The sequence below is a fragment of the Rhizobium sp. P2_G9 genome (genome assembly GCF_056403475.1).
In genome coordinates, this window is sequence record NZ_JBFUFK010000028.1 from 101,282 (window position 1) to 119,585 (window position 18,304).

The following is an 18,304-nucleotide window of genomic DNA, read 5'->3' on the forward strand; positions in this document are numbered from 1 at the left end:
AGCCCCTATCACCGCTCGGTGACGGCGCCTGTCGCGGCCATGCCGCAGACCAGCGCCGTCATTTCTTTTTCGGCCGCCTCGGCATCGCCGGAGAGCAGGGCGCGGATCTCCCGCACATGCAATTCGACCGCTTGCTCCAGCGTCTGCTGCGTGGCGCCGGCGAACCAATAACGCCGTGAATGTGTCTGCAGCGATGCCAGGGCCTGTGCGATAAATGGATTGGGACAATTCTCTTCGAGGATTTCGTCGAAAATCTTATCGGCGCTCAGAAATCCTTCTTGGTCGCCGGTGACCGAGCACTCCGTCATATGCTTGGCACAGTCTATCAGTTTTTCGCGCGCTTCCGGCAAGATGTGGCCGGCCATCAGCCGCGCCGCGAGCGGTTCGAGCTGCCGGCGTGTCTCCATAATCATCGCTGGTGCAGCCGGATCGAGCGCGGTGATCATTAGCCCCGCACGTGGACGCACGGCTATCAGGCCCTGCCATTCGAGCTTCTGGATCGCCTCCCGCACGGGCGTGCGGCCAAGTGCGGCCAGTGCGATCAACTGCTTCTCCGTCACCAGCGAGCCGGGCGCCAGCTTCAGCGTCACAATCAGGCTTTCGAGCCTGCGATAGGCGAGGCGGCTATGAGATTCCACGGCTTCGGGCATGATTTTTACCAAATTGATATATCAGAGGATCACGTGTCGCAAACAGGCCAGATGTATAGTTGATATATCAGCGGGCATTTCAAATGGATAGAGACGTCGCCGACGACGCTATCAAATGTCACAGGTTTGAGTGTTCAGCTCGATTTAGACGTCAGTCGAGAACTGTTCGGCAAGAATGCGGTCGGACCATGAATGGTCGGGATCGGAAAGCAGCTTGGCGGCCCGTCCCAAGGATTGGGTGATCGTCACCTCGATCACCGACTTGATCTCCGTATTGTCGGCCACCGCATTGACCGGCCGCTTGACCGGTTCGAGCACGAAAATCTCCACTTTGACCTTGTCGGGCAACAATGCCCCGCGCCAGCGCCGCGGCCGGAAGGCGCTGATCGGCGTCAGCGCCAGAAGCGGTGCCTCGAGCGGCAGGATCGGCCCATGGGCGGAAAAATTATAAGCCGTCGATCCGGCCGGCGTCGACAGCAGCAGCCCGTCGCAGATCAGTTCCGGCAGGCGCTCATGGCCGTCGATGACGACGCGCAGCTTGGCCGCCTGGTAGGACTGACGGAACAGCGACACTTCATTGATCGCATAGGCGATGGCGCTATTGCCGTCGGCGTCGAGCGTCTGCATCTTCAACGGCCTGATGGAGTTCTCGACGGCGACGGCGATGCGGTCGAGCAGCTTTGCGCTCGAATATTTATTCATCAGGAAGCCGACCGAGCCGCGGTTCATGCCATAGACGAGCTTGCCCGTGTTCATCGACGAATGCAGCGTCTGCAGCACGAAGCCGTCGCCGCCGAGCGCCACGATCACCTCGGCATCCTCCGGCGCGACATTCTCATAGAGCCCCATCAGTTCCTCGCGCGCCGCCTGGGCTTCATCGGCGGTGGAGGCAACAAAGGCAACGGAATTGAAGGTTCGGGGCATGGATCTTCGCTTGCTGCACTCTGGGACGCCTAAATGAGCTTGGTTTCCAGATATTTGCAAGCTCGCCCGGCAAAATGATGCTGGTTTTTGACAGGCGTTTGACGCCGGACGACGTTTGCAGCAAAAGACCGCGTGGCCATGCATGCCAGAGTGGGCTGAGCAGGTTCCGGAAAAATGTCCAAAGGTTTTCCGACAAGAACCTGCGACAAAGCAAAAGACCAGGCGGATGAATCCTCGGCTTGCCGACGAAAGTCTGCTTAGGAAATATGAGGTTATCAAATGCGGCATATCCTGATCGTGGGGATCGGTTCCGGCAATCCGGAGCACATGACCGTGCAGGCGATCAACGCGCTCAATCGCGCCGACGTGCTGTTCATCCCGACCAAGGGCTCGAAAAAGGCCGAGCTTGCCGACGTCCGCCGCGATATCATTGCCCGCTATGTCTCTAGCCCGAAGACCCGGGTCGTGGATTATGCCGTGCCCGTGCGCCAGACAGCCGGCCGCAGCTATGGCGAAAGCGTCGATGACTGGCACGCGGCGATCACCGACATCTATTCAGGCCTGTTCCGCGACGAATTGGATGAAAACGGCACCGGCGCCTTTCTGGTCTGGGGCGATCCGATGCTCTATGATTCGACGATCCGCATCATGGATCGGGTAAAGGCTGCGGCGAGGGTGCCGTTCGACTATTCCGTCATTCCCGGCATTACCAGCCTGCAGGCGCTCTGCGCCTCGCACAAGATTCCGCTCAATCTCGTCGGCAAGCCCGTGGAAATCACCACCGGACGCCGGCTCAAGGGCACTTTCCCGGAGCATTGTGAGAGCGTTGCCGTCATGCTCGACGGCCAGCAGGCCTTTCTAGAGATAGACGACCCCGAGGCTTCGATTTACTGGGGCGCCTATCTCGGCACCGAGGACGAGATCGTCATCGCCGGCAAGCTCCCGGAGAAGAAACAGGAAATTCTCGACACCCGCGCCCGCGCCCGCGAGCAGCACGGCTGGATCATGGATATCTACCTGCTGCGCAAGGGTGAGGATTTTGACGATTGATCCGGCGCAAGGCTTCGCTTGCGCATTGAGTTGAAAAGCGGTCTAACGAATCGCCGAGCAGGAATGATAGCTATGCCCAGGCTCGCCCCACAGCCGCCCACCCCTATTCCGGCGCCCGCAGAGCGCCGCGGCGCCTGCCCGACGCTGGCCAAACCTATGCAGACCGGCGACGGCCTGTTGGCGCGCCTCAGGCCTGTCAACAACCGACTAACGCTGGAGCAATTGCGGTTGCTGGCGGAGGCCGCCTCACAATATGGCAATGGTATTGTTGAGATCACCGCGCGCGGCAGTTTGCAGGTGAGGGGGCTTCGCGCGGAGACCGTCGCGCCGTTCGAGGCGGCTGTTCGGGCTTCGGGCATCGATATTTCTACCGGACTTGTCGAAACGCCGCCGCTTGCGGGGATGGACTCGGACGAGTTGGTCGACATGCGGCCGGTTGCCGAGGCGCTGCGCCGGAGCGTCGAGGAGCACGTTCCGCCTCTGGCGCTGGCGCCGAAGCTGGCGATTACCCTGGATGGCGGCGGGATGTTTCACCTCGGCGGTGTCTCGGCGGACGTGAAGGCTGAGGCGTTCTTGCACAGGGATGGGGATAAGATCGAATTTCTGCTCTTCGTCGGTGGACGTGTGTTCGGTGTCGTCACGCAGGATGGGCTTGTTGGGACGATTGTCGACATTCTCAATAGGATCGCGGCGATCGGGCCAGCGGCGCGTGGGAAAGACGTGCGGTTTTCGGAGATCGAGAGACCTGCCCTTAAGTCAACGGAAGCCCCATTGGTCGGTATTTTCCCGCTTATGGTAGATGTAAGCGCTTGTGGCTCACCCCCCTCTGTCCTGCCGGACATCTCCCCCTCAAGGAGGGAGATCGGGTGGGGCGCGGACATCGCGTCATTGAAACGTCCCGGAGAAACAGGAGCGACACCTGAGGATCAGAAGACTTCCATTAGGCAAYTGATTGGCAAGACAAGTGTTCTCGACCAGCAAGAGTTTGCCCCAACTGCTTCGGCAGCCGTAGTTGTTGAGGGCGCCGCTAGCCAATCTCCCCCCTTGAGGGGGAGATGTCCGGCAGGACAGAGGGGGGTATCACTCGACAACACCGAAGCGGAACTCTCCGAGCAAAGCCCTGAAGCCAATTTCGCCCTCGGCCTAGCCTTCCCCTACAGCCAGGCAACCACAGACACGCTCATCGCCCTGACGGATGCAGCACAGGCCCACAGCGCCGCGGAAATCCGCCTCTCCCCCAACCACGGCCTCTTCCTCACAGGCCTCACGCAACGTGAAGCATCCCAACTCCAACAACATGCCGTAGCGTCAGGCTTCGTCACCAGCCCGCACGACCCGCGCCGCGCCATCGCCCTCTGCGCCGGTGCACTCGGCTGCGCCTCGGCCTTCTACGACACACACACGCTCGCCGCAAAAATCCTCTCCCACGCCCCGGACCTGCTCGACGGCTCCATCGCCCTCCATCTCTCCGGCTGTGCCAAGGGCTGTGCCCATCCGGCCGCCGCCCCGCTCGCTTTTGTTGGTGCGCGGGAAGGCTATAGCCTTGTCGTAAATGGCGCGGCTTCCGGTCAACCCGCAACCTATATTGCGGAAAACGACATCGATGCCGCACTTCAGCGCTTGCAAGCGCTCGTGCGGCAAAGCAAAGAGAGCGGCGAAACGGCGCATGCCTGCCTTGATCGGCTAGGCGAGCGTGCCATTGCCGCTGCTCTGCAACTGGACAGGACATGATCGAATACGACTATATCCGCGATGGAAATGCGATCTACGAGCAATCCTTCGCCATCATCCGTAGCGAAGCCGACCTTTCGCGTTTCAACGAGGCTGAAGCCGATGTGGCGGTCCGCATGATCCATGCAGCCGGATCGGTCGAGGCGGTGGGTCATTTCGAGTTTTCGCCCGATTTCGTCGCGTCGGCCAGCACCGCCTTGAAAAATGGCGCCCCGATCTTCTGCGATGCACAGATGGTCGTCCATGGCGTCACCGCCGCCCGCCTGCCGGCAAATAACGAGGTGATCTGCACGCTGCGCGACCCGAAGACATCGGAGATTGCCAATGAGATTGGCAATACCCGCTCCGCCGCCGCGATCCGGCTCTGGGGTGAGCGGATGGCCGGCTCGGTCGTGGCGATCGGCAACGCACCAACCGCGCTCTTCTACCTGCTCGAACTCCTGCGTGACGGCGCGCCGAAACCGGCAGCGATCCTTGGCATGCCCGTGGGTTTCGTCGGCGCCGCCGAATCCAAGGCGGCGCTTGCCGAACAATCCTACGGCGTACCCTATGCCATCGTCCGCGGCAGGCTGGGCGGCAGCGCCATGACGGCCGCGGCCCTCAATTCACTTGCGAGGCCCGGCCTGTGAGCGACACGAAGATTGGAAAACTGATCGGCGTCGGCACCGGTCCCGGCGATCCGGACCTGCTCACCGTCAAGGCGGTGAAGGCCATCCAGAGCGCCGATGTGCTCGGCTGGTTTGCCAAGGAAGGCAAGCGTGGCAATGGCCGCGGCATTGTCGACGGCCTCGTGCCGGAGACGACGATCGAACTGCCGCTCTACTATCCGGTGACGACCGAGATCCACCGCGCCAAGCCGGAATATGTCCATCAGGTCACTGCCTTTTACGAGGAGTCGAGCGCTGCGATTGCGGCGCATATCGAAGCAGGCCGCACCGTTGCCGTGCTCTCGGAAGGCGATCCGCTCTTCTACGGCTCCTACATGCATCTGCATGTGCGGCTCTCCCAGCGCTATCCGACCGAGGTCATTCCAGGCGTCACGGCCATGTCCGGCTGCTGGTCGCAAGCGCAATTGCCGATCGTCCAGGGCGACGATGTCCTCTCCGTCCTGCCCGGCACGATGGACGAGCACGAACTCGTCCGCCGCCTGCGTGACACGGAAGCCGCGGTGATCATGAAGGTTGGCCGCAACCTGCCGAAGATCCGCCGGGCGCTGGCCGAAGCCGGCCGCATCAATGATGCCCACTATGTCGAACGCGGCACCATGGCCAACACCTGGATGACGCCGCTCGCCAGCAAGTCCAATGACGAGGCGCCGTATTTCTCGATCGTGCTCGTGCCGGGCTGGAAGACCAAGCCATGACCGGCACGCTTTACGTGATCGGCACCGGCCCCGGCAATCCCGAGCAGATGACGCCGGAAGCGTCGCATACGGTCGAGAAAGCCACCGAGTTCTTCGGCTATTTCCCCTATCTCGATCGCCTGTCACTGCGAGGTGACCAGATAAAAGTCGCCTCCGACAATCGCGAGGAACTGGATCGTGCCAATGCCGCGCTGACGCGCGCTGCCGCTGGCGTGTCCGTCGCCGTCGTTTCCGGCGGCGATCCCGGGGTCTTCGCCATGGCGGCGGCCGTCTGCGAGGCGATCGAAAAGGGGCCGGCAGAATGGCGAGACATCGATATCGTGGTGACGCCGGGCGTGACGGCCATGCTCGCGGTTGCGGCCCGCGCCGGCGCGCCGCTCGGCCATGATTTCTGCGCCATGTCGCTCTCCGACAACCTGAAGCCCTGGGAGATCATCACCAAAAGGCTGAGGCTTGCCGCAGAGGCCGGGCTGGTGATCGCGCTCTATAATCCGATCAGCAAGGCGCGGCCCTGGCAATTGGGCAAAGCCTTCGACGTGCTGCGTGAAACCCTGCCGTCGACCGTGCCGGTGATCTTCGGCCGCGCCGCCGGCCGTCCGGACGAACGGATCGTCGTCAAGCCGCTGGGCGAAGCCGATGCCGGACTTGCGGATATGGCGACCTGTGTCATCATCGGCTCGCCGGAAACGCGCATCATCGACCGCGGCGAAAGACCCGGCCTTGTCTACACGCCGCGTTCCCTTTCGGGCGACAGCAAGTGAACGATCGTTTCGAGCGCAGTCCTGGCATCATGCACGGTCTGGAGACCGGCTGCTGGTTGCCGCTCGACGATAATTACGGCAATGCCGAGCGCCCGGGCCGCCTCGATCTTGGCATAGGTCGCGGAGCCGCCGCTGTTCTTGGTGACCAGCGTGTCTATCCGGTTCTGCCGGAAGAGCTCGGTTTCGTCCTCCACCGTGAACGGGCCGCTCGCCAGGATATAGTCAGCCTGCGGCACCGAAAGCGCCGGCTCGACCGGATCGACGCTGCGCACCAGGTAATCGTGCTGCGGCGCCGCCGAAAAATGATGCGCCTCCTGCCGGCCGATCGACAGGAAGACGCGGCGCGGTGTCTCGCCCAGGGCCACGACTGCGGCTTCGATCGAGCCGACCGAGATCCAGCGGTCATCCGCCTGCCGCACCCAGCCGGGGCGGCAGAGCGCGAAAATCGGCACATCGGCAGTACGGGCGGCTTGCGCCGCATTGGCCGAAATCCGGTTGGCGAACGGATGGGTCGCGTCGACGATAAGGTCGATCTTTTCGTTTCGCATGTAGTCCGCCAGCCCCACAGCGCCGCCGAAACCGCCGATGCGGGTCGGCACGGGCAGGGGCTTCGGCGCTTCCGTGCGGCCAGCAAGCGAAACCACCGTATCCAATTCCGGCCGTCCGGCCAGCAATTCACACAGGCCGCGTGCTTCCGTCGTGCCACCCAGGATGAGGATTCGCTTTCTCGCCATGCCTGATCTGTCGAACCCTTCTCATGCAAAACACCGCTGGCTGACGATCATCGGCCTCGGCGAGGACGGTATAGCGGGCCTCGGCGACGAGGCCAAGCGGCACATTGCCGAGGCCGAATTCGTCTTCGGCGGCAAACGGCATCTGGAACTGGCGGGATCGCTGATCAGGGGGCAAGCCGAGAGCTGGCTTTCACCGATCGAAGGCTCGGTCGCGCGCATCAAGGCGCTGAGCGGGCGAGGGGTTGTGGTGCTGGCATCCGGCGATCCGTTCTTTTTCGGCATGGGCGCCACGCTGTCGCGCAGCGTCGATCCCTTGGAAATGCTGACGCTTCCCGCACCGTCCGCCTTCAGCCTGGCGGCCTCGCGACTGGGCTGGCCGCTGCAGGATGTAACGACGGTATCGCTGCATGGCCGACCGCTTGATCTCATCCGTCCATACCTGCAGCCATGTGCGCGCATCCTTGCTTTGACCTCGGACGAGAAGGGACCGGCCCAACTTGCCGAACTGCTGACGAAGAGCGGTTTCGGCCCGTCGTTGCTCGTGGTGCTGGAGGCCTTGGGCGGTGCTTCGGAGCGCGTCGCGCGCCACGTCGCATCCGAATTCGCGCTCGCGTCTGTAAACCCGCTCAATGTCTGTGCCATCGAGGTCGAAGCCGTCCCAGATGCGCGCATCCTGCCACTGGCTCCCGGGCTAGATGATGGCCTTTTCGAACACGACGGCCAGATCACCAAGCGTGAGGTCCGGGCGCTGACGCTCTCGGCGCTCGCACCACGCAAGGGCGAACTGCTCTGGGATATCGGCGCCGGCTCCGGTTCGATCGCCATCGAATGGATGCTCCGCCACCCGGCCATGCGCGCCGTCGCCATCGAGGGCCATGCCGAGCGCGCTGCCCGCATCCGTCGCAATGCCGACAATTTCGGCGTGCCGGGCCTCGTCGTGATCGACGGTACAGCGCCCGACGCGCTGGCTGGATTGCCGACGCCTGACGCAATCTTCATCGGCGGCGGCGGCAGTGAAGCCGGCGTCATGGAGGCCGCCATAGCCGCGCTCCGGTCGGGCGGCCGGCTGGTCGCCAATGCCGTGACGACCGAAATGGAAGCCGTGCTGCTCAAGCAACATGCTGCGCGCGGCGGCAGCCTCATCCGCATCGATATCGCCCGCGCCAGCCCCGTCGGCACCATGACCGGCTGGCGACCGGCCATGCCGGTGACGCAATGGTCCTGGGTAAAGCCCGAATAGGAAACGACAATGACCGTTCATTTCATTGGCGCCGGTCCCGGCGCCGCCGACCTGATCACCGTGCGCGGTGCCAAGCTGATTTCAGAATGCCCGGTCTGCCTCTATGCCGGCTCGATCGTCTCGCCGGAATTGCTTGGCTACTGCCCCGAAGGCGCCCGGATCGTTGACACCGCACCAATGTCGCTCGACGAGATCGAAGCGGAATATCTTCGCGCCGCCGCCGACGGTCGTGATATTGCACGCCTGCATTCCGGAGACCTTTCCGTTTGGAGTGCTGTCGCCGAACAGATCCGCCGGCTCGAAAAGCATGGCATTGCCTATACGATGACGCCGGGCGTGCCATCCTTTGCCGCCGCCGCGGCGGCACTCCGCCGCGAGCTGACCATTCCCTCGGTCGCCCAGAGCCTGGTTTTGACGCGTGTCTCCGGCCGCGCCTCGCCGATGCCGGAGAAGGAGACGCTTGCCAATTTCGGCCAGAGCGGTGCGACGCTCGCCATCCATCTCGCCATCCACGCTCTGCCGCAGGTGGTCGCCGAACTGACGCCGCTCTACGGCGCCGATTGCCCCGTCGCCATCGTCGTCAAGGCAAGCTGGCCGGACGAGCGCATTGTCCGCGGCACGCTTTCCACCATCGAGGCAAAAGTCGCCGAAGAACCGATCGAGCGCACCGCGCTGATCTTCGTCGGCCCCGGCCTGGCGGCCGAGGATTTTCGCGAGAGCTCGCTCTACGACCCTGGCTACCAGCGGCGGTTCCGAGGCCGAACCACGTTCTGACGGATCAATCCGCTTCGACCATGCGCGTCAAATGCCCGTCTGATCCGAAGCCGACAAAGCCGCCGTCCTTGAGCTGGTAGATGCGGCTGCAGGTCTTGAGGAAGCAGATCCTATCGCCGTCATCGCGCATCTCTTCGTGAAAGGTGCTGTCGTCGGCCGTCACGGTGGCCATCGACAATGAATATTGTTCGACTGTCACCTGGCCATAGGCGCCGGTGACGATGAAGGTCCTGTTGTTGAGCTCAGAGAGCGAGACCAGCCGTGCGCCGCCGTCCAGCGCATCCTGTTCGGTTGCCACCGACCGGCTGTCGGTCTTTGAGGCCGGGATCGACGTGTCGCATTGCATCGTCCTCGGCTGTTCCAGAAACGTATCGAGGCAGCCACCATAGATATAGTCGAACTGCGGCATCCAGCCACCGCCATGGCCGAGGAAGCCGGGAGGCTGGTCGATCACCATCGCGGCGACATGATTGGCGGCAAATGTATCGCGCGTCACTGGCCCGCGGCCGCCGGGGTCGAAGCCGTCGTCCTTGAAGAAGATCGCTGCCGTCGGCACGCGGATTGTCTTGATATTGGCTTCATACTCGGTCTTGTTGAGGATGAAATAGCTGTTCGGCTTGCCCTGCCAGACGCTGGTGCCGTAATTTGCCGGCGCGGTGAGCAGCAGCGCATCGATATGCTTCTCGGCACCATTCTGCTTTGCAGCCACAACGGTGATCCAGGCACCCCAGGACTGACCGGCGACGATGACCTTCTTGTAGCCCAGGGCGTGCAGCTCATCGACGCGCTGCATCAGGTACATGGCTGAGCCGGGGATGGCATTGAGCGAATAGGGCTCGGCATTGGGGAATTTCGCCGCGATCACATCCCAGCCCGAATGGGTGTTGAGGCCATAGACATAAGGGTAGGTCGCGAGATAGTCGTCGCGGGTGCGATTGTAGCTGTCGAGCCCGTTGATGAAATAGATCACCCCCTTGGCCTCGGCCGGCCCCTTGTTCTTGACCTTGAGCGGTACATATTCGGTCAGCTTGATCGGTGTCACCGGCGGCTGGCGAACGGCCGTCGCCCCCGATTCTCCCTTTTTGCTGCTGGTGGCGACCGGGTGCACCTTGATCGCCTCGCCCGATCCGGTTTCGGCAAAGGCCTGCCCGAAGGCGGACAGCGTGGCCAGCAACAATACAAGACCAAATTTCGGCAGTCGCATCGCGAACCCTCCAAATTTCATCCATTGCTGAAATTACGTTTCTGCCCGCGGATTCCAAGGTCCCCGTTTTGAAATTCCTCTGACGCCAGCCGTTGGGAAAAGGCGCTGAGCAAGTCGCCGCCGACAACGGCCTCAAGCCGCATTGCCCATCGGGTGCCGTAGCGATGCGTTTTTTTGCTTTACACAACATCGAAATGTGCTAACTCGGTCGCCGCTGCCCTTATAGCTCAGTTGGTAGAGCATCTGATTTGTAATCAGAGGGTCGGGAGTTCGAGTCTCTCTGGGGGCACCATTATTTCACCGAGATTTCCACCGGTTTGAGGCTCGTTTAGCCGCTCTTAGGCGCCCTTGCATGTTGAATCGGCGTTGCGACGAACTTCCCGAGATTTCCAGCCATTTCAAACTGCGCGCGGCGAATCCGTGCAACATGGAATGCAACATGGAAAGGTCCATTGGGTAGCGGCCGAAGGCCCTATTCGCCAGCATATGCGCCTTGCTTGATGTAGGCATCGGACACACAGCGTCGGATGCCAGCCAAGATGCTCGTCGCCTCGCCCTTTGTCGCATAGGCGCCTAACACAAAGCTGATGAAACCCGGCTGAAAGCCAAACTTGACGCTGAAGTCATTGAAAGTTTTGAAGCCGTGACCATACCTTGACTTCACCCGTAAGGTGCAATTCATTGCGGATATCGACCCACCCCGATCACAGAGTTCCTATGAAGCCGCCACCGCTTGTCGATCCCGATCAGACCCTTTCAGACGGCTATCGGATTACACTCCCCTTTCCGATGGCACGTCGCGTCGAGGACGATTCGATTGTATTCTGGCATACGCCCATGGGGCTCACTTACTGGATTAGATCGCTTGAGCGCGGCAATCAGGATGATCCTGTCGAACGCTGGCAGGACATCAGGCCGGTAGATGGCTGTGACGAGATCGTCGAGCGCGATGACAACGTCACGCGGTACGGGTTTCGGCTCGAAGAGAAGAGCGATGACAACCGGCAGGCGGCTTTTTATGGCTTTGTCGCCGGCCCTGCGAGAGAAGTCTGGATTTCAGCCTACTTCGATGAAGAAGAAGCGTTTCCTGCCGTTCTTGAAACATGGCGGAGCATTCGCCCCGGCCCACCCCGGCTGAACTGATCACACCTCGCAAGCCTTCGTGATCTTGCCGGATTCTCGCTCATGGGGCGCGGCGCTCGCCTTCATGCGGACGGCCTCGACAGTCTCGCTCTGGCTTTGGCGGCGGCTTTGTCGAGCTTGATCCGGTCTTTGCCCTGCCCGATTTGATGCCGATACTGCTCGAAAGAATCGGTTTCCACGCTTTCGGGTAGGATCGTTCCGAGTTTACGGTCAACCTCAAATTTCACGACTATGCGGTCGTCGACGAGGATGGTGTAGAAATCCTCGTACTGATCAGGGATCCACCGCAAAGAGTGAAAGACAGCCCCATCTTGGCCAATTTTTCCGAGCGCCGTGATAAGATCATTGTCACGATCAATCTCCGGGACTTCGTCTCGGTCTGTGAGGCGTTGCGGCATGGTAGCGTCTCCGGTTTCTCGGCTCAACCTAACCCTCATTGAGTTACTATGCCAGCGTCTGCCAAGTGGGAGAGTCAGACATGCAATGGCGAAGAGATGAGCCGCCAGTCGGCATCGAGATCGAATATGAGCGTGATGACGGCGTGATCGCGAAAGGTAAGCTCCGACCGGCCGGCGAATTTGGGATCGGCGACATCGCGAGGCCCGGTGTGCGCACGAAGCGCCAGTTTGTGGATGAGGCCGAGGCGAAAATATTCGAAGTCTTGCGTTGGCGCCCGTGCATACCCGGCGGACTCGAGAACGTCGGCGGCTGAAGTTCGCTAAGGTAGCTGCATCACCCAGGCTTGCGAGGCGTGGTTCCGATAGCCGTCCCTGGTTTCGACCGCGTTGTGCAATTCCCTGGGCAGGGCGCCCCGATTCCCGCGCTACAAGAGCGGGCCACGACGATGAGAGGAAGACCATATTGAAAAGTTCGCAGTCCATGTCGCCGGCATGTCTACCGGCAATTGGGATCAGCTGCATCAGATCGCTTAGGTGACCGTATTCGCCTCGGCGGACAGAAAAAAACAGCTTTTCACGACAGACGGAGATGAACCCAATCCATCCGGGAGAATGTATTTTCCGAATATCACTCAGCCCACGGTGGCTGAGTGCACTACCGTGGCCGCCATTCAACGATGAAGTACAGCACCACCCCGACGCAGCAAACGACGATTGTAAGTCCGGCGACCATCTTCTACCCTCACAACGCATGGGATAGCACCGAACTCGTTGAAAATTTCATAATCCGAATATGGATTTACCAAATTGAAGCGAGAACCGGCCTTGCGATATTCGATTCGTCGCCAAACCTCTGGCTGGCGGCCCTAACGCGCGATTTGGCGCCAAGGCTCGCTGAGAGATGTCCGCAATGCGAGCACATGTTTCCCGAAAGTGGTCATTGGTTTCGAGAGACATGCGCGGAAACAAAGAGCCGAAGCGCCGCGAGCAGATCCCGGAGATCGCGATGCGCTTTAATGAACGATATCCTCTCCGGTGTCGACGTCCATGCGCCGTTCTCCTGGAGTCCATTCGCCGGGGTAGAGGCTGAATCTGTGGCCCTCTTCGCCGTCGGCTATCTGGACACGTTGTCCGGCCGACATCTTGCCGAGGATCAGACTGTCGCCCATGACGTGGCCGTGGCCGCTGATCTGGCCGTTGCCGTTCTTGTAGACGTTGATTTCGAATGCGCAATGGCCGATCGAATTGTCGTCGACATAGACCGGGCCTGTCCCGCTGACCGTACGAATTCTATTCATGACGGATCCTCCGTTGTTGAAGGCCGCTCGCATTCCCCCACGTCGGCTCGCAGCCCGAGGCACAGAAGTTTCAAGACCGGCGAAAGCGAATTTCGCAGCCACTAGGGGAAACGCATTGATGCCGCAAATGGATCCATCTGCGATCGAAAGAATCTGCGGGCTTTCGGAGGCAGGCTGTCGTTACAATCTGTGGCCGAATGTGATCGGTAGTTTTTGATATTCCTCAAATCGCAATCGGCACGAATCATCTACACCGAAATTCAAGTTGACCGGGCCAATGTTCTGGCTTCCTCAGCGGCGGGGACGGAAGCCATACTCCTCCCAAGCAGCGGTTTGGTCGACGTGTTGCGTGCGGTGTCAGGCGGGACAACTGCGCGTGAGAATACGGGGCGCGACGGCCGGATGCAGAGTTGCATCCGGCCGCTTTGCGTTTTGGCTTGTGGGAATCGAATTGCTGAGTCGATTCTCAGAGAACCGATTGGATAAAATCGTTGACGTTGCTGGTATAGCTGCTCGACACGCCGAGTTGGCTGTTGATGGCTCTCGGCGACAGCCCCTGCGTCGACACGGTCACCTTGACGCCGAGATTATTGGCCGCCTGGGAAAAGGCATTGGCCTTGGCGCAGGTGTCCTGCCTGCTCTCCGACGAGCAGACCACCAGCATCGGCAAGCCGGATTGGTCGAGCAGATTGGTGGGCGAAGCGTCTTCCCAGAAATCGGAATTGGTGCCGAAGGCGGTGTCATAGACTGTATCGTGACTGCTGGACATGATCGCCGGGATGTTGAGCGCCGGCGTTTCGAGAATGACCGCGCCGGACCAGATCGAGGCGCCCTGGTCGGATGCGAGCGACGGATTGGACGACAGCAATGCAGCCAGATGGCCGCCGGCGCCGCTGCCCATCAAGATCAGCTTGTTCTTGTCGGCACCCCAATTGGTCGCATTCTTCTGGATATTGGCGATCGCCAGCGCCACATCGGCAGCCTGGATCAGCGGATCCTTCTTCGGCAGCAGGCGATAGTTGATCGAGACGAAGACATAGCCCTTGGCAACCCAGTAGCCGGCTTTGTCCAAGGCGACGCCTGCATCCTCCTTGTCGCCGCCCGACCAGGCACCGCCGTGAATCATGGCGATGATCGGCGCATTGCTCGGCGAATCCGGCAGGTAGACGTCATATTTTTGTGCATCATCCAGGCCATAAGGGACATCGACATTCACCGTGGCGTCGCCGACACCCGAATAATCCTGGCGGAAACTGTCTGTCAGCGGCGCCGACTGGAAATCGAACAGAGGGTCGACGGACGTCGCCTGACCGGCAGGCGCGCAGGCAAAAAGTGCGAGCAATGCCGCGGCCGGCAGGCTTGCGGCGGATCTCAGACTCGGCAGCGGGAAACCCATGTTCAACCCTTCCGGTTTCAGATATGGCTTTGGAAACTTGATTAGAATTCTCGATCGGCGCCCTTCGCAACCGCTTCCTGTGGGCATGGTTGCAGCCACGTTTCAGGGAGGAAATGGCATGGTCTCGATGTTCCGGATTGGCACAGAAATGAAACGAATGGCGGTGTTGAGCGGCTTTGCAACCGCTCTGTGGCTCGGCGTCTCAGCTGCGCCGGCCCTGGCGCAGGACGACGAGCAGGGGACCGACGAAGACCAGGTGATGCAGCTTTCCTGCGATGACGGCAGCCAGCTCAGCGCTGCATTCGGCGATTCGAGCGTTACCGTCACACTTGCCGACGGCTCGACGGTGACGCTCAAGCAGAAGGACGACGACAAGGGTTTTCTTTACACGAACGGTAAGTTCACGCTGACCGGCGACGATACGAGCGCCAACTGGACCGTGGGCAAGAAGACGCCGGTGCCCTGTCACTTCAACGAACAGGGCCAGCATCAGCCGCAGCATTTCGACGAGCCGCTCACCGTCGACAACAAGCCACTGCCGAAGGACAAGGACAATCCAGACGCCAATCCGGTGGTCAATTGCTATCGCTTCGTCGGCTTCATGATCAAGGAGGTCGATCTCGGCGAGGTCGGCGCGGAATCGCTGGCCGTGACACAGCCGGATGCGGCTTGCGAACGTGCCGCCGGCAAGGATGAAAAGCCGATCAAGGATGACCTTGCCGGCTATTTCTTTGGGGTCAAAGGCAATCTTGCCTTCTTCCAGGCCTCGGATGGCTTCAACGGCGGCGAACCTTTCGTCGTCTTCGACACCAGGACGATGAAGAAGCTCTTCGACGACAGCTACCAGGGCAACGATTTCGAATCGCTCGACGTCAACGGCACGAACGTGAAGATCAGCTATCGCCGCGTCTTTTCGGCCGATTGCTCGCTTTATCTGGACGGCGGCGCCTGCGCCGAAAAAGTCAAGAAGGAAACCGGCTTGGGCACAGCCGACGCCAAGCTGCCGGATTGTGGGGCGGCTTACGACGCGGAGAAGAAGCGGACGCCGAAATTCGCCAAGGACATCGAGAAGCTGCCGAGCGTGATCGCCTACGAGGCGGAACTCGATTTCGACGGCACGACCAAGACGGTGAAGGCGCTGAAGGGCCAGACGGAGTGCCACGTGCCGGATTGATCGGCGCATTGTCGATGTAGTGAGGGCAGGGCGGCCATTAGGTCGCCCTTTATCTCTTTATTTTCCGAGATGGCTCCGCGCTGCATAGAGCGCAATTGCTGCGGCGTTGGAGACGTTAAGCGATTTGATCGCGCCGGGCATATCGAGGCGGGCGAGTGCCGTGCTGGTGGCGCGGGTCTTCTGCCGCAGTCCCTTGCCTTCAGCACCCAACACCAGCGCGATCTTGTCGCCGGCAAATGTCTCTTCCAGCGGCGCCGGTCCTTCCGAATCGAGGCCTATCGTCTGGAAACCCAGCCGATGCAATTCTTCCAGCGCCTCGGCGAGATTGGTGATCTGGATATAGGGAATCATTTCCAGCGCCCCGGATGCGGACTTGGCAAGTACGCCCGATTCGGTCGGCGAATGCCGCTCGGTCGTGATCACCGCGCCGGCGTCGAAGGCCACGGCGGAGCGCAGGATGGCGCCGACATTGTGCGGATCGGTAACCTGGTCGAGCACGAGCAGCAGCGGCCGATCTTTCAGCGAATCGAGCTTGCGCACCGGCAGCGGCCGCGCTTCGAGCATGACGCCTTGGTGGATCGCATCCGGTCCCAGAATCGCGTCGATATCGGAAGGTGCGACGATCTCGACCGGGCAGCCGACCGCGTCGGGCGCATCGAGTTCGAGCCGCGCGAGCGCGTTCTTGCTGACCTTAAGGCCGAGTAGCCTCCGTTCCGGATTGGCGAGCGCCGCCTTGACCGTGTGCAGGCCGTAAAGCAGCACCGTGTCCGGCGCCAGCGTCGGCGCCTTCCAGTCGGCTGCAGGCTTTCGCCCGCGCGCCGGCGGCTGCAGTTCGCCGCGTTCACGCTTCTGGTCGCGGTGCGCGCGCCGGAGCTTGGCGTAATGGGTGTCTTTGGCGGAGTGTGTTTCTTTGGGATCTTTGGCCATGCTGTCGCTATAGCCCGATCGCTGCCTGCCGTCACGCCTCGGGACGAATATGACGGAAATTTTTATGCAAGCTTGTTGACAGGAGAGAGGGGGCCAGAATATACGGCCAGACATGTCGAGCGGCTTTGGCCCCGCGACATTGCAGAGGGCGCCTCACGGTTCCTTCGTGCCGGCTGGAAGGGTGCCCGAGTGGTTAAAGGGGACGGACTGTAAATCCGTTGGCTCAGCCTACGTTGGTTCAAATCCAACCCCTTCCACCAACTTGCCCGCACGTTTCCTCTGATGTCGGCGAGACTACCGCGGGTATAGCTCAATGGTAGAGCAGTAGCCTTCCAAGCTAAATACACGGGTTCGATTCCCGTTACCCGCTCCAGTCCTCCGCTTGTCACTTCCTGGACAATGTTTCCGATTATGGTCCGCGCTCCCTTCGGAGGGTTGCAATGAGCTACACATTTGCGGTTGGCGATATCCACGGCTGTGCCGTTCAGATGAACGAGCTGATCGAGGCGATCGAGTTTGCGCAGCCTGAAGGAACGATCGTTTTCGTCGGCGACTATATCGATCGCGGCCCTGATAGCCGGGGTGTCATCGAGCGGCTGATGGCGGGGCCAAGGCGGCCGGGCTGGCGCTGGATCATGCTCAAGGGAAACCATGAGGAGATGATGGTGTCCGCCTGCCGGGTGGTCGGCAATCCCACCATGTGGCTCGTCAATGGCGGCGAGGAGACGCTTCTCTCCTTTGGCGACCGCGTTCCGGACGACGTGCTGGATTGGGCAAATGCGCTGCCGCTTTATCATCAGGACGAGCACCGCATCTATGTCCACGCGGGCGTCGACGACACCGTGCCGCTCGCCCAGCACTCGGAACAGATACTGCTCTGGCGCCGTCCGGCGCCAGGCGAGACCGGCCGCTACTGGGGCAAGCACCTCGTCCACGGCCATACGCCGTCGGACGAAAACCCGCACACCGATGGCAACCGCACCAATATCGACAGCGCTTGCGTCTTTGGCGGGACACTGACCGCCGCCGTTTTCGATGACGCGATTGCCGGCCCGCCACTGTCTTTCATCCGGGTCGTCAACCGCACGCCTTGAAACGCGCCGCCGGATTTACCACCTTTCGCGCCAGCACCGGGAACCCCCGGCACTTTCAACAATTTCGCTTGCGCATTCCAAGCGAAGTCTTTAAACGGCTGCGCAATCCGGCCCCCGAAGGCGCCGGCGGCCGTCTTTCGATGATAGGGAAGCAACCAAATGGCAAAAGGAAAATTCGAGCGGAACAAGCCGCACGTGAACATTGGCACGATTGGTCACGTTGACCATGGCAAGACGTCGCTGACCGCCGCGATCACCAAGTATTTCGGCGAATACAAGGCGTATGACCAGATCGACGCTGCGCCGGAAGAGAAGGCCCGTGGTATCACGATCTCGACCGCTCACGTCGAATACGAGACGGCTGCCCGCCACTATGCTCACGTCGACTGCCCCGGCCACGCCGACTATGTGAAGAACATGATCACCGGTGCTGCGCAGATGGA

At 61.1% G+C, this 18,304-nt stretch carries 20 protein-coding genes and 3 tRNA genes; 15 read left to right on the forward strand and 8 right to left on the reverse strand.

Features of this window, described 5'->3' with window-relative positions:
• Positions 1-8: 8 nt before the first annotated feature.
• On the reverse strand, positions 9-650 hold the full coding sequence (locus AC1DYF_RS22705) for a GntR family transcriptional regulator (RefSeq protein ID WP_477879037.1): 642 nt from the start codon (positions 648-650) through the stop codon (positions 9-11).
• A gap of 144 nt (positions 651-794) precedes the next feature.
• On the reverse strand, positions 795-1,574 hold the full coding sequence (locus AC1DYF_RS22710; RefSeq protein ID WP_477879038.1) for an NAD kinase: 780 nt from the start codon (positions 1,572-1,574) through the stop codon (positions 795-797).
• 279 nt (positions 1,575-1,853) lie between these two features.
• Between AC1DYF_RS22710 and cobF the strand changes: the two genes are divergently transcribed.
• From cobF to AC1DYF_RS22735, 5 genes are all read left to right on the forward strand, one after another.
• Entirely contained in the window at positions 1,854-2,624 is a 771-nt protein-coding gene (gene cobF / locus AC1DYF_RS22715) for a precorrin-6A synthase (deacetylating) (RefSeq protein WP_477879039.1), read from the forward strand.
• Positions 2,625-2,780: 156 nt separating this feature from the next.
• Positions 2,781-4,355, forward strand: a complete 1,575-nt coding sequence (locus AC1DYF_RS22720; protein ID WP_477879040.1) for a hypothetical protein — start codon at positions 2,781-2,783, stop codon at positions 4,353-4,355.
• On the forward strand, positions 4,352-4,984 hold the full coding sequence (locus tag AC1DYF_RS22725; RefSeq protein ID WP_477879041.1) for a precorrin-8X methylmutase: 633 nt from the start codon (positions 4,352-4,354) through the stop codon (positions 4,982-4,984). The genes AC1DYF_RS22720 and AC1DYF_RS22725 overlap by 4 nt, the downstream gene beginning before the upstream one ends.
• Positions 4,981-5,718 carry a precorrin-2 C(20)-methyltransferase gene (locus AC1DYF_RS22730; RefSeq protein WP_477879042.1) on the forward strand — a complete coding sequence of 246 codons (738 nt, stop codon included), beginning with the start codon at positions 4,981-4,983 and terminating at the stop codon, positions 5,716-5,718. The genes AC1DYF_RS22725 and AC1DYF_RS22730 overlap by 4 nt, the downstream gene beginning before the upstream one ends.
• Positions 5,715-6,479, forward strand: coding sequence for a precorrin-3B C(17)-methyltransferase (locus AC1DYF_RS22735; protein ID WP_477879043.1), 765 nt, complete (start codon positions 5,715-5,717; stop codon positions 6,477-6,479). Before AC1DYF_RS22730 ends, AC1DYF_RS22735 begins: the two co-directional genes overlap by 4 nt.
• On the opposite strand, the gene AC1DYF_RS22740 is transcribed toward AC1DYF_RS22735, so the two are convergent.
• Entirely contained in the window at positions 6,443-7,213 is a 771-nt protein-coding gene (locus AC1DYF_RS22740) for a cobalt-precorrin-6A reductase (protein ID WP_477879044.1), read from the reverse strand. The two genes, AC1DYF_RS22735 and AC1DYF_RS22740, sit on opposite strands and share 37 nt — an antisense overlap.
• Here AC1DYF_RS22740 and cbiE point away from each other — a divergent pair.
• Together cbiE and cobM are read left to right on the forward strand one after the other, a co-directional pair.
• Positions 7,212-8,453, forward strand: coding sequence for a precorrin-6y C5,15-methyltransferase (decarboxylating) subunit CbiE (gene cbiE, locus AC1DYF_RS22745; RefSeq protein ID WP_477879045.1), 1,242 nt, complete (start codon positions 7,212-7,214; stop codon positions 8,451-8,453). The genes AC1DYF_RS22740 and cbiE overlap by 2 nt on opposite strands.
• Positions 8,454-8,462: 9 nt before the next feature.
• The gene (gene cobM / locus AC1DYF_RS22750) at positions 8,463-9,227 is read left to right on the forward strand and encodes a precorrin-4 C(11)-methyltransferase (protein WP_477879046.1); all 765 of its coding nucleotides are present in this window, start codon (positions 8,463-8,465) and stop codon (positions 9,225-9,227) included.
• Between the two features lie 4 nt (positions 9,228-9,231).
• On the opposite strand, the gene AC1DYF_RS22755 is transcribed toward cobM, so the two are convergent.
• Positions 9,232-10,431, reverse strand: coding sequence for an alpha/beta fold hydrolase (locus AC1DYF_RS22755; protein ID WP_477879047.1), 1,200 nt, complete (start codon positions 10,429-10,431; stop codon positions 9,232-9,234).
• 216 nt (positions 10,432-10,647) lie between these two features.
• On the opposite strand from AC1DYF_RS22755, the gene AC1DYF_RS22760 reads away from it, so the two are divergent.
• Positions 10,648-10,723: transfer RNA gene (locus tag AC1DYF_RS22760), tRNA-Thr, on the forward strand.
• Between the two features lie 425 nt (positions 10,724-11,148).
• Positions 11,149-11,574: a hypothetical protein gene (locus AC1DYF_RS22765; RefSeq protein ID WP_477879048.1), complete on the forward strand. Its 426-nt coding sequence runs from the start codon at positions 11,149-11,151 to the stop codon at positions 11,572-11,574.
• Positions 11,575-11,636: 62 nt separating this feature from the next.
• Here the strand turns inward: AC1DYF_RS22765 and AC1DYF_RS22770 are convergent, their stop codons facing one another.
• Positions 11,637-11,972, reverse strand: a complete 336-nt coding sequence (locus tag AC1DYF_RS22770) for a hypothetical protein (protein ID WP_477879049.1) — start codon at positions 11,970-11,972, stop codon at positions 11,637-11,639.
• A gap of 80 nt (positions 11,973-12,052) precedes the next feature.
• Between AC1DYF_RS22770 and AC1DYF_RS22775 the strand changes: the two genes are divergently transcribed.
• A complete protein-coding gene (locus AC1DYF_RS22775; protein WP_477879050.1) occupies positions 12,053-12,286 on the forward strand; it encodes a hypothetical protein in 234 nt (77 codons plus the stop codon).
• Positions 12,287-12,985: 699 nt separating this feature from the next.
• Here the strand turns inward: AC1DYF_RS22775 and AC1DYF_RS22780 are convergent.
• Both AC1DYF_RS22780 and AC1DYF_RS22785 read right to left on the reverse strand, forming a co-directional pair.
• Positions 12,986-13,270, reverse strand: coding sequence for a hypothetical protein (locus AC1DYF_RS22780; protein WP_477879051.1), 285 nt, complete (start codon positions 13,268-13,270; stop codon positions 12,986-12,988).
• Positions 13,271-13,736: 466 nt separating this feature from the next.
• Positions 13,737-14,666, reverse strand: coding sequence for an alpha/beta hydrolase (locus tag AC1DYF_RS22785; protein WP_477879052.1), 930 nt, complete (start codon positions 14,664-14,666; stop codon positions 13,737-13,739).
• A 157-nt stretch (positions 14,667-14,823) separates the two neighbouring features.
• Between AC1DYF_RS22785 and AC1DYF_RS22790 the strand changes: the two genes are divergently transcribed.
• On the forward strand, positions 14,824-15,840 hold the full coding sequence (locus tag AC1DYF_RS22790) for a hypothetical protein (RefSeq protein ID WP_477879053.1): 1,017 nt from the start codon (positions 14,824-14,826) through the stop codon (positions 15,838-15,840).
• Positions 15,841-15,897: 57 nt separating this feature from the next.
• On the opposite strand, the gene AC1DYF_RS22795 is transcribed toward AC1DYF_RS22790, so the two are convergent.
• Complete coding sequence (locus AC1DYF_RS22795) at positions 15,898-16,767, reverse strand: TrmH family RNA methyltransferase (RefSeq protein ID WP_477879054.1); 870 nt, start codon at positions 16,765-16,767, stop codon at positions 15,898-15,900.
• Between the two features lie 175 nt (positions 16,768-16,942).
• On the opposite strand from AC1DYF_RS22795, the gene AC1DYF_RS22800 reads away from it, so the two are divergent.
• The 4 genes from AC1DYF_RS22800 to AC1DYF_RS22815 all read left to right on the forward strand — a co-directional run.
• Positions 16,943-17,027: transfer RNA gene (locus tag AC1DYF_RS22800), tRNA-Tyr, on the forward strand.
• 39 nt (positions 17,028-17,066) lie between these two features.
• Positions 17,067-17,140 (forward strand) — tRNA-Gly (locus tag AC1DYF_RS22805).
• A gap of 67 nt (positions 17,141-17,207) precedes the next feature.
• Positions 17,208-17,861 carry a metallophosphoesterase family protein gene (locus AC1DYF_RS22810; RefSeq protein ID WP_477879055.1) on the forward strand — a complete coding sequence of 218 codons (654 nt, stop codon included), beginning with the start codon at positions 17,208-17,210 and terminating at the stop codon, positions 17,859-17,861.
• 159 nt (positions 17,862-18,020) lie between these two features.
• On the forward strand, positions 18,021-18,304 hold a 284-nt coding region (locus AC1DYF_RS22815; RefSeq protein ID WP_477879056.1), incomplete at its 3' end, for a GTP-binding protein.

What these genes read in the sequence shown, in the direction of transcription:
- AC1DYF_RS22705 (WP_477879037.1), bottom strand. Translation starts at nt 650, where the DNA reads ATGCCCGAAGCCGTGGAATCTCATAGCCGCCTCGCCTATCGCAGGCTC.
- AC1DYF_RS22710 (WP_477879038.1), bottom strand. Translation starts at nt 1,574, where the DNA reads ATGCCCCGAACCTTCAATTCCGTTGCCTTTGTTGCCTCCACCGCCGAT.
- cobF (WP_477879039.1), top strand. Translation starts at nt 1,854, where the DNA reads ATGCGGCATATCCTGATCGTGGGGATCGGTTCCGGCAATCCGGAGCAC.
- AC1DYF_RS22725 (WP_477879041.1), top strand. Translation starts at nt 4,352, where the DNA reads ATGATCGAATACGACTATATCCGCGATGGAAATGCGATCTACGAGCAA.
- AC1DYF_RS22735 (WP_477879043.1), top strand. Translation starts at nt 5,715, where the DNA reads ATGACCGGCACGCTTTACGTGATCGGCACCGGCCCCGGCAATCCCGAG.
- cbiE (WP_477879045.1), top strand. Translation starts at nt 7,212, where the DNA reads ATGCCTGATCTGTCGAACCCTTCTCATGCAAAACACCGCTGGCTGACG.
- AC1DYF_RS22740 (WP_477879044.1), bottom strand. Translation starts at nt 7,213, where the DNA reads ATGGCGAGAAAGCGAATCCTCATCCTGGGTGGCACGACGGAAGCACGC.
- cobM (WP_477879046.1), top strand. Translation starts at nt 8,463, where the DNA reads ATGACCGTTCATTTCATTGGCGCCGGTCCCGGCGCCGCCGACCTGATC.
- AC1DYF_RS22755 (WP_477879047.1), bottom strand. Translation starts at nt 10,431, where the DNA reads ATGCGACTGCCGAAATTTGGTCTTGTATTGTTGCTGGCCACGCTGTCC.
- AC1DYF_RS22765 (WP_477879048.1), top strand. Translation starts at nt 11,149, where the DNA reads ATGAAGCCGCCACCGCTTGTCGATCCCGATCAGACCCTTTCAGACGGC.
- AC1DYF_RS22770 (WP_477879049.1), bottom strand. Translation starts at nt 11,972, where the DNA reads ATGCCGCAACGCCTCACAGACCGAGACGAAGTCCCGGAGATTGATCGT.
- AC1DYF_RS22775 (WP_477879050.1), top strand. Translation starts at nt 12,053, where the DNA reads ATGCAATGGCGAAGAGATGAGCCGCCAGTCGGCATCGAGATCGAATAT.
- AC1DYF_RS22780 (WP_477879051.1), bottom strand. Translation starts at nt 13,270, where the DNA reads ATGAATAGAATTCGTACGGTCAGCGGGACAGGCCCGGTCTATGTCGAC.
- AC1DYF_RS22785 (WP_477879052.1), bottom strand. Translation starts at nt 14,666, where the DNA reads ATGGGTTTCCCGCTGCCGAGTCTGAGATCCGCCGCAAGCCTGCCGGCC.
- AC1DYF_RS22790 (WP_477879053.1), top strand. Translation starts at nt 14,824, where the DNA reads ATGGCGGTGTTGAGCGGCTTTGCAACCGCTCTGTGGCTCGGCGTCTCA.
- AC1DYF_RS22795 (WP_477879054.1), bottom strand. Translation starts at nt 16,767, where the DNA reads ATGGCCAAAGATCCCAAAGAAACACACTCCGCCAAAGACACCCATTAC.
- AC1DYF_RS22810 (WP_477879055.1), top strand. Translation starts at nt 17,208, where the DNA reads ATGAGCTACACATTTGCGGTTGGCGATATCCACGGCTGTGCCGTTCAG.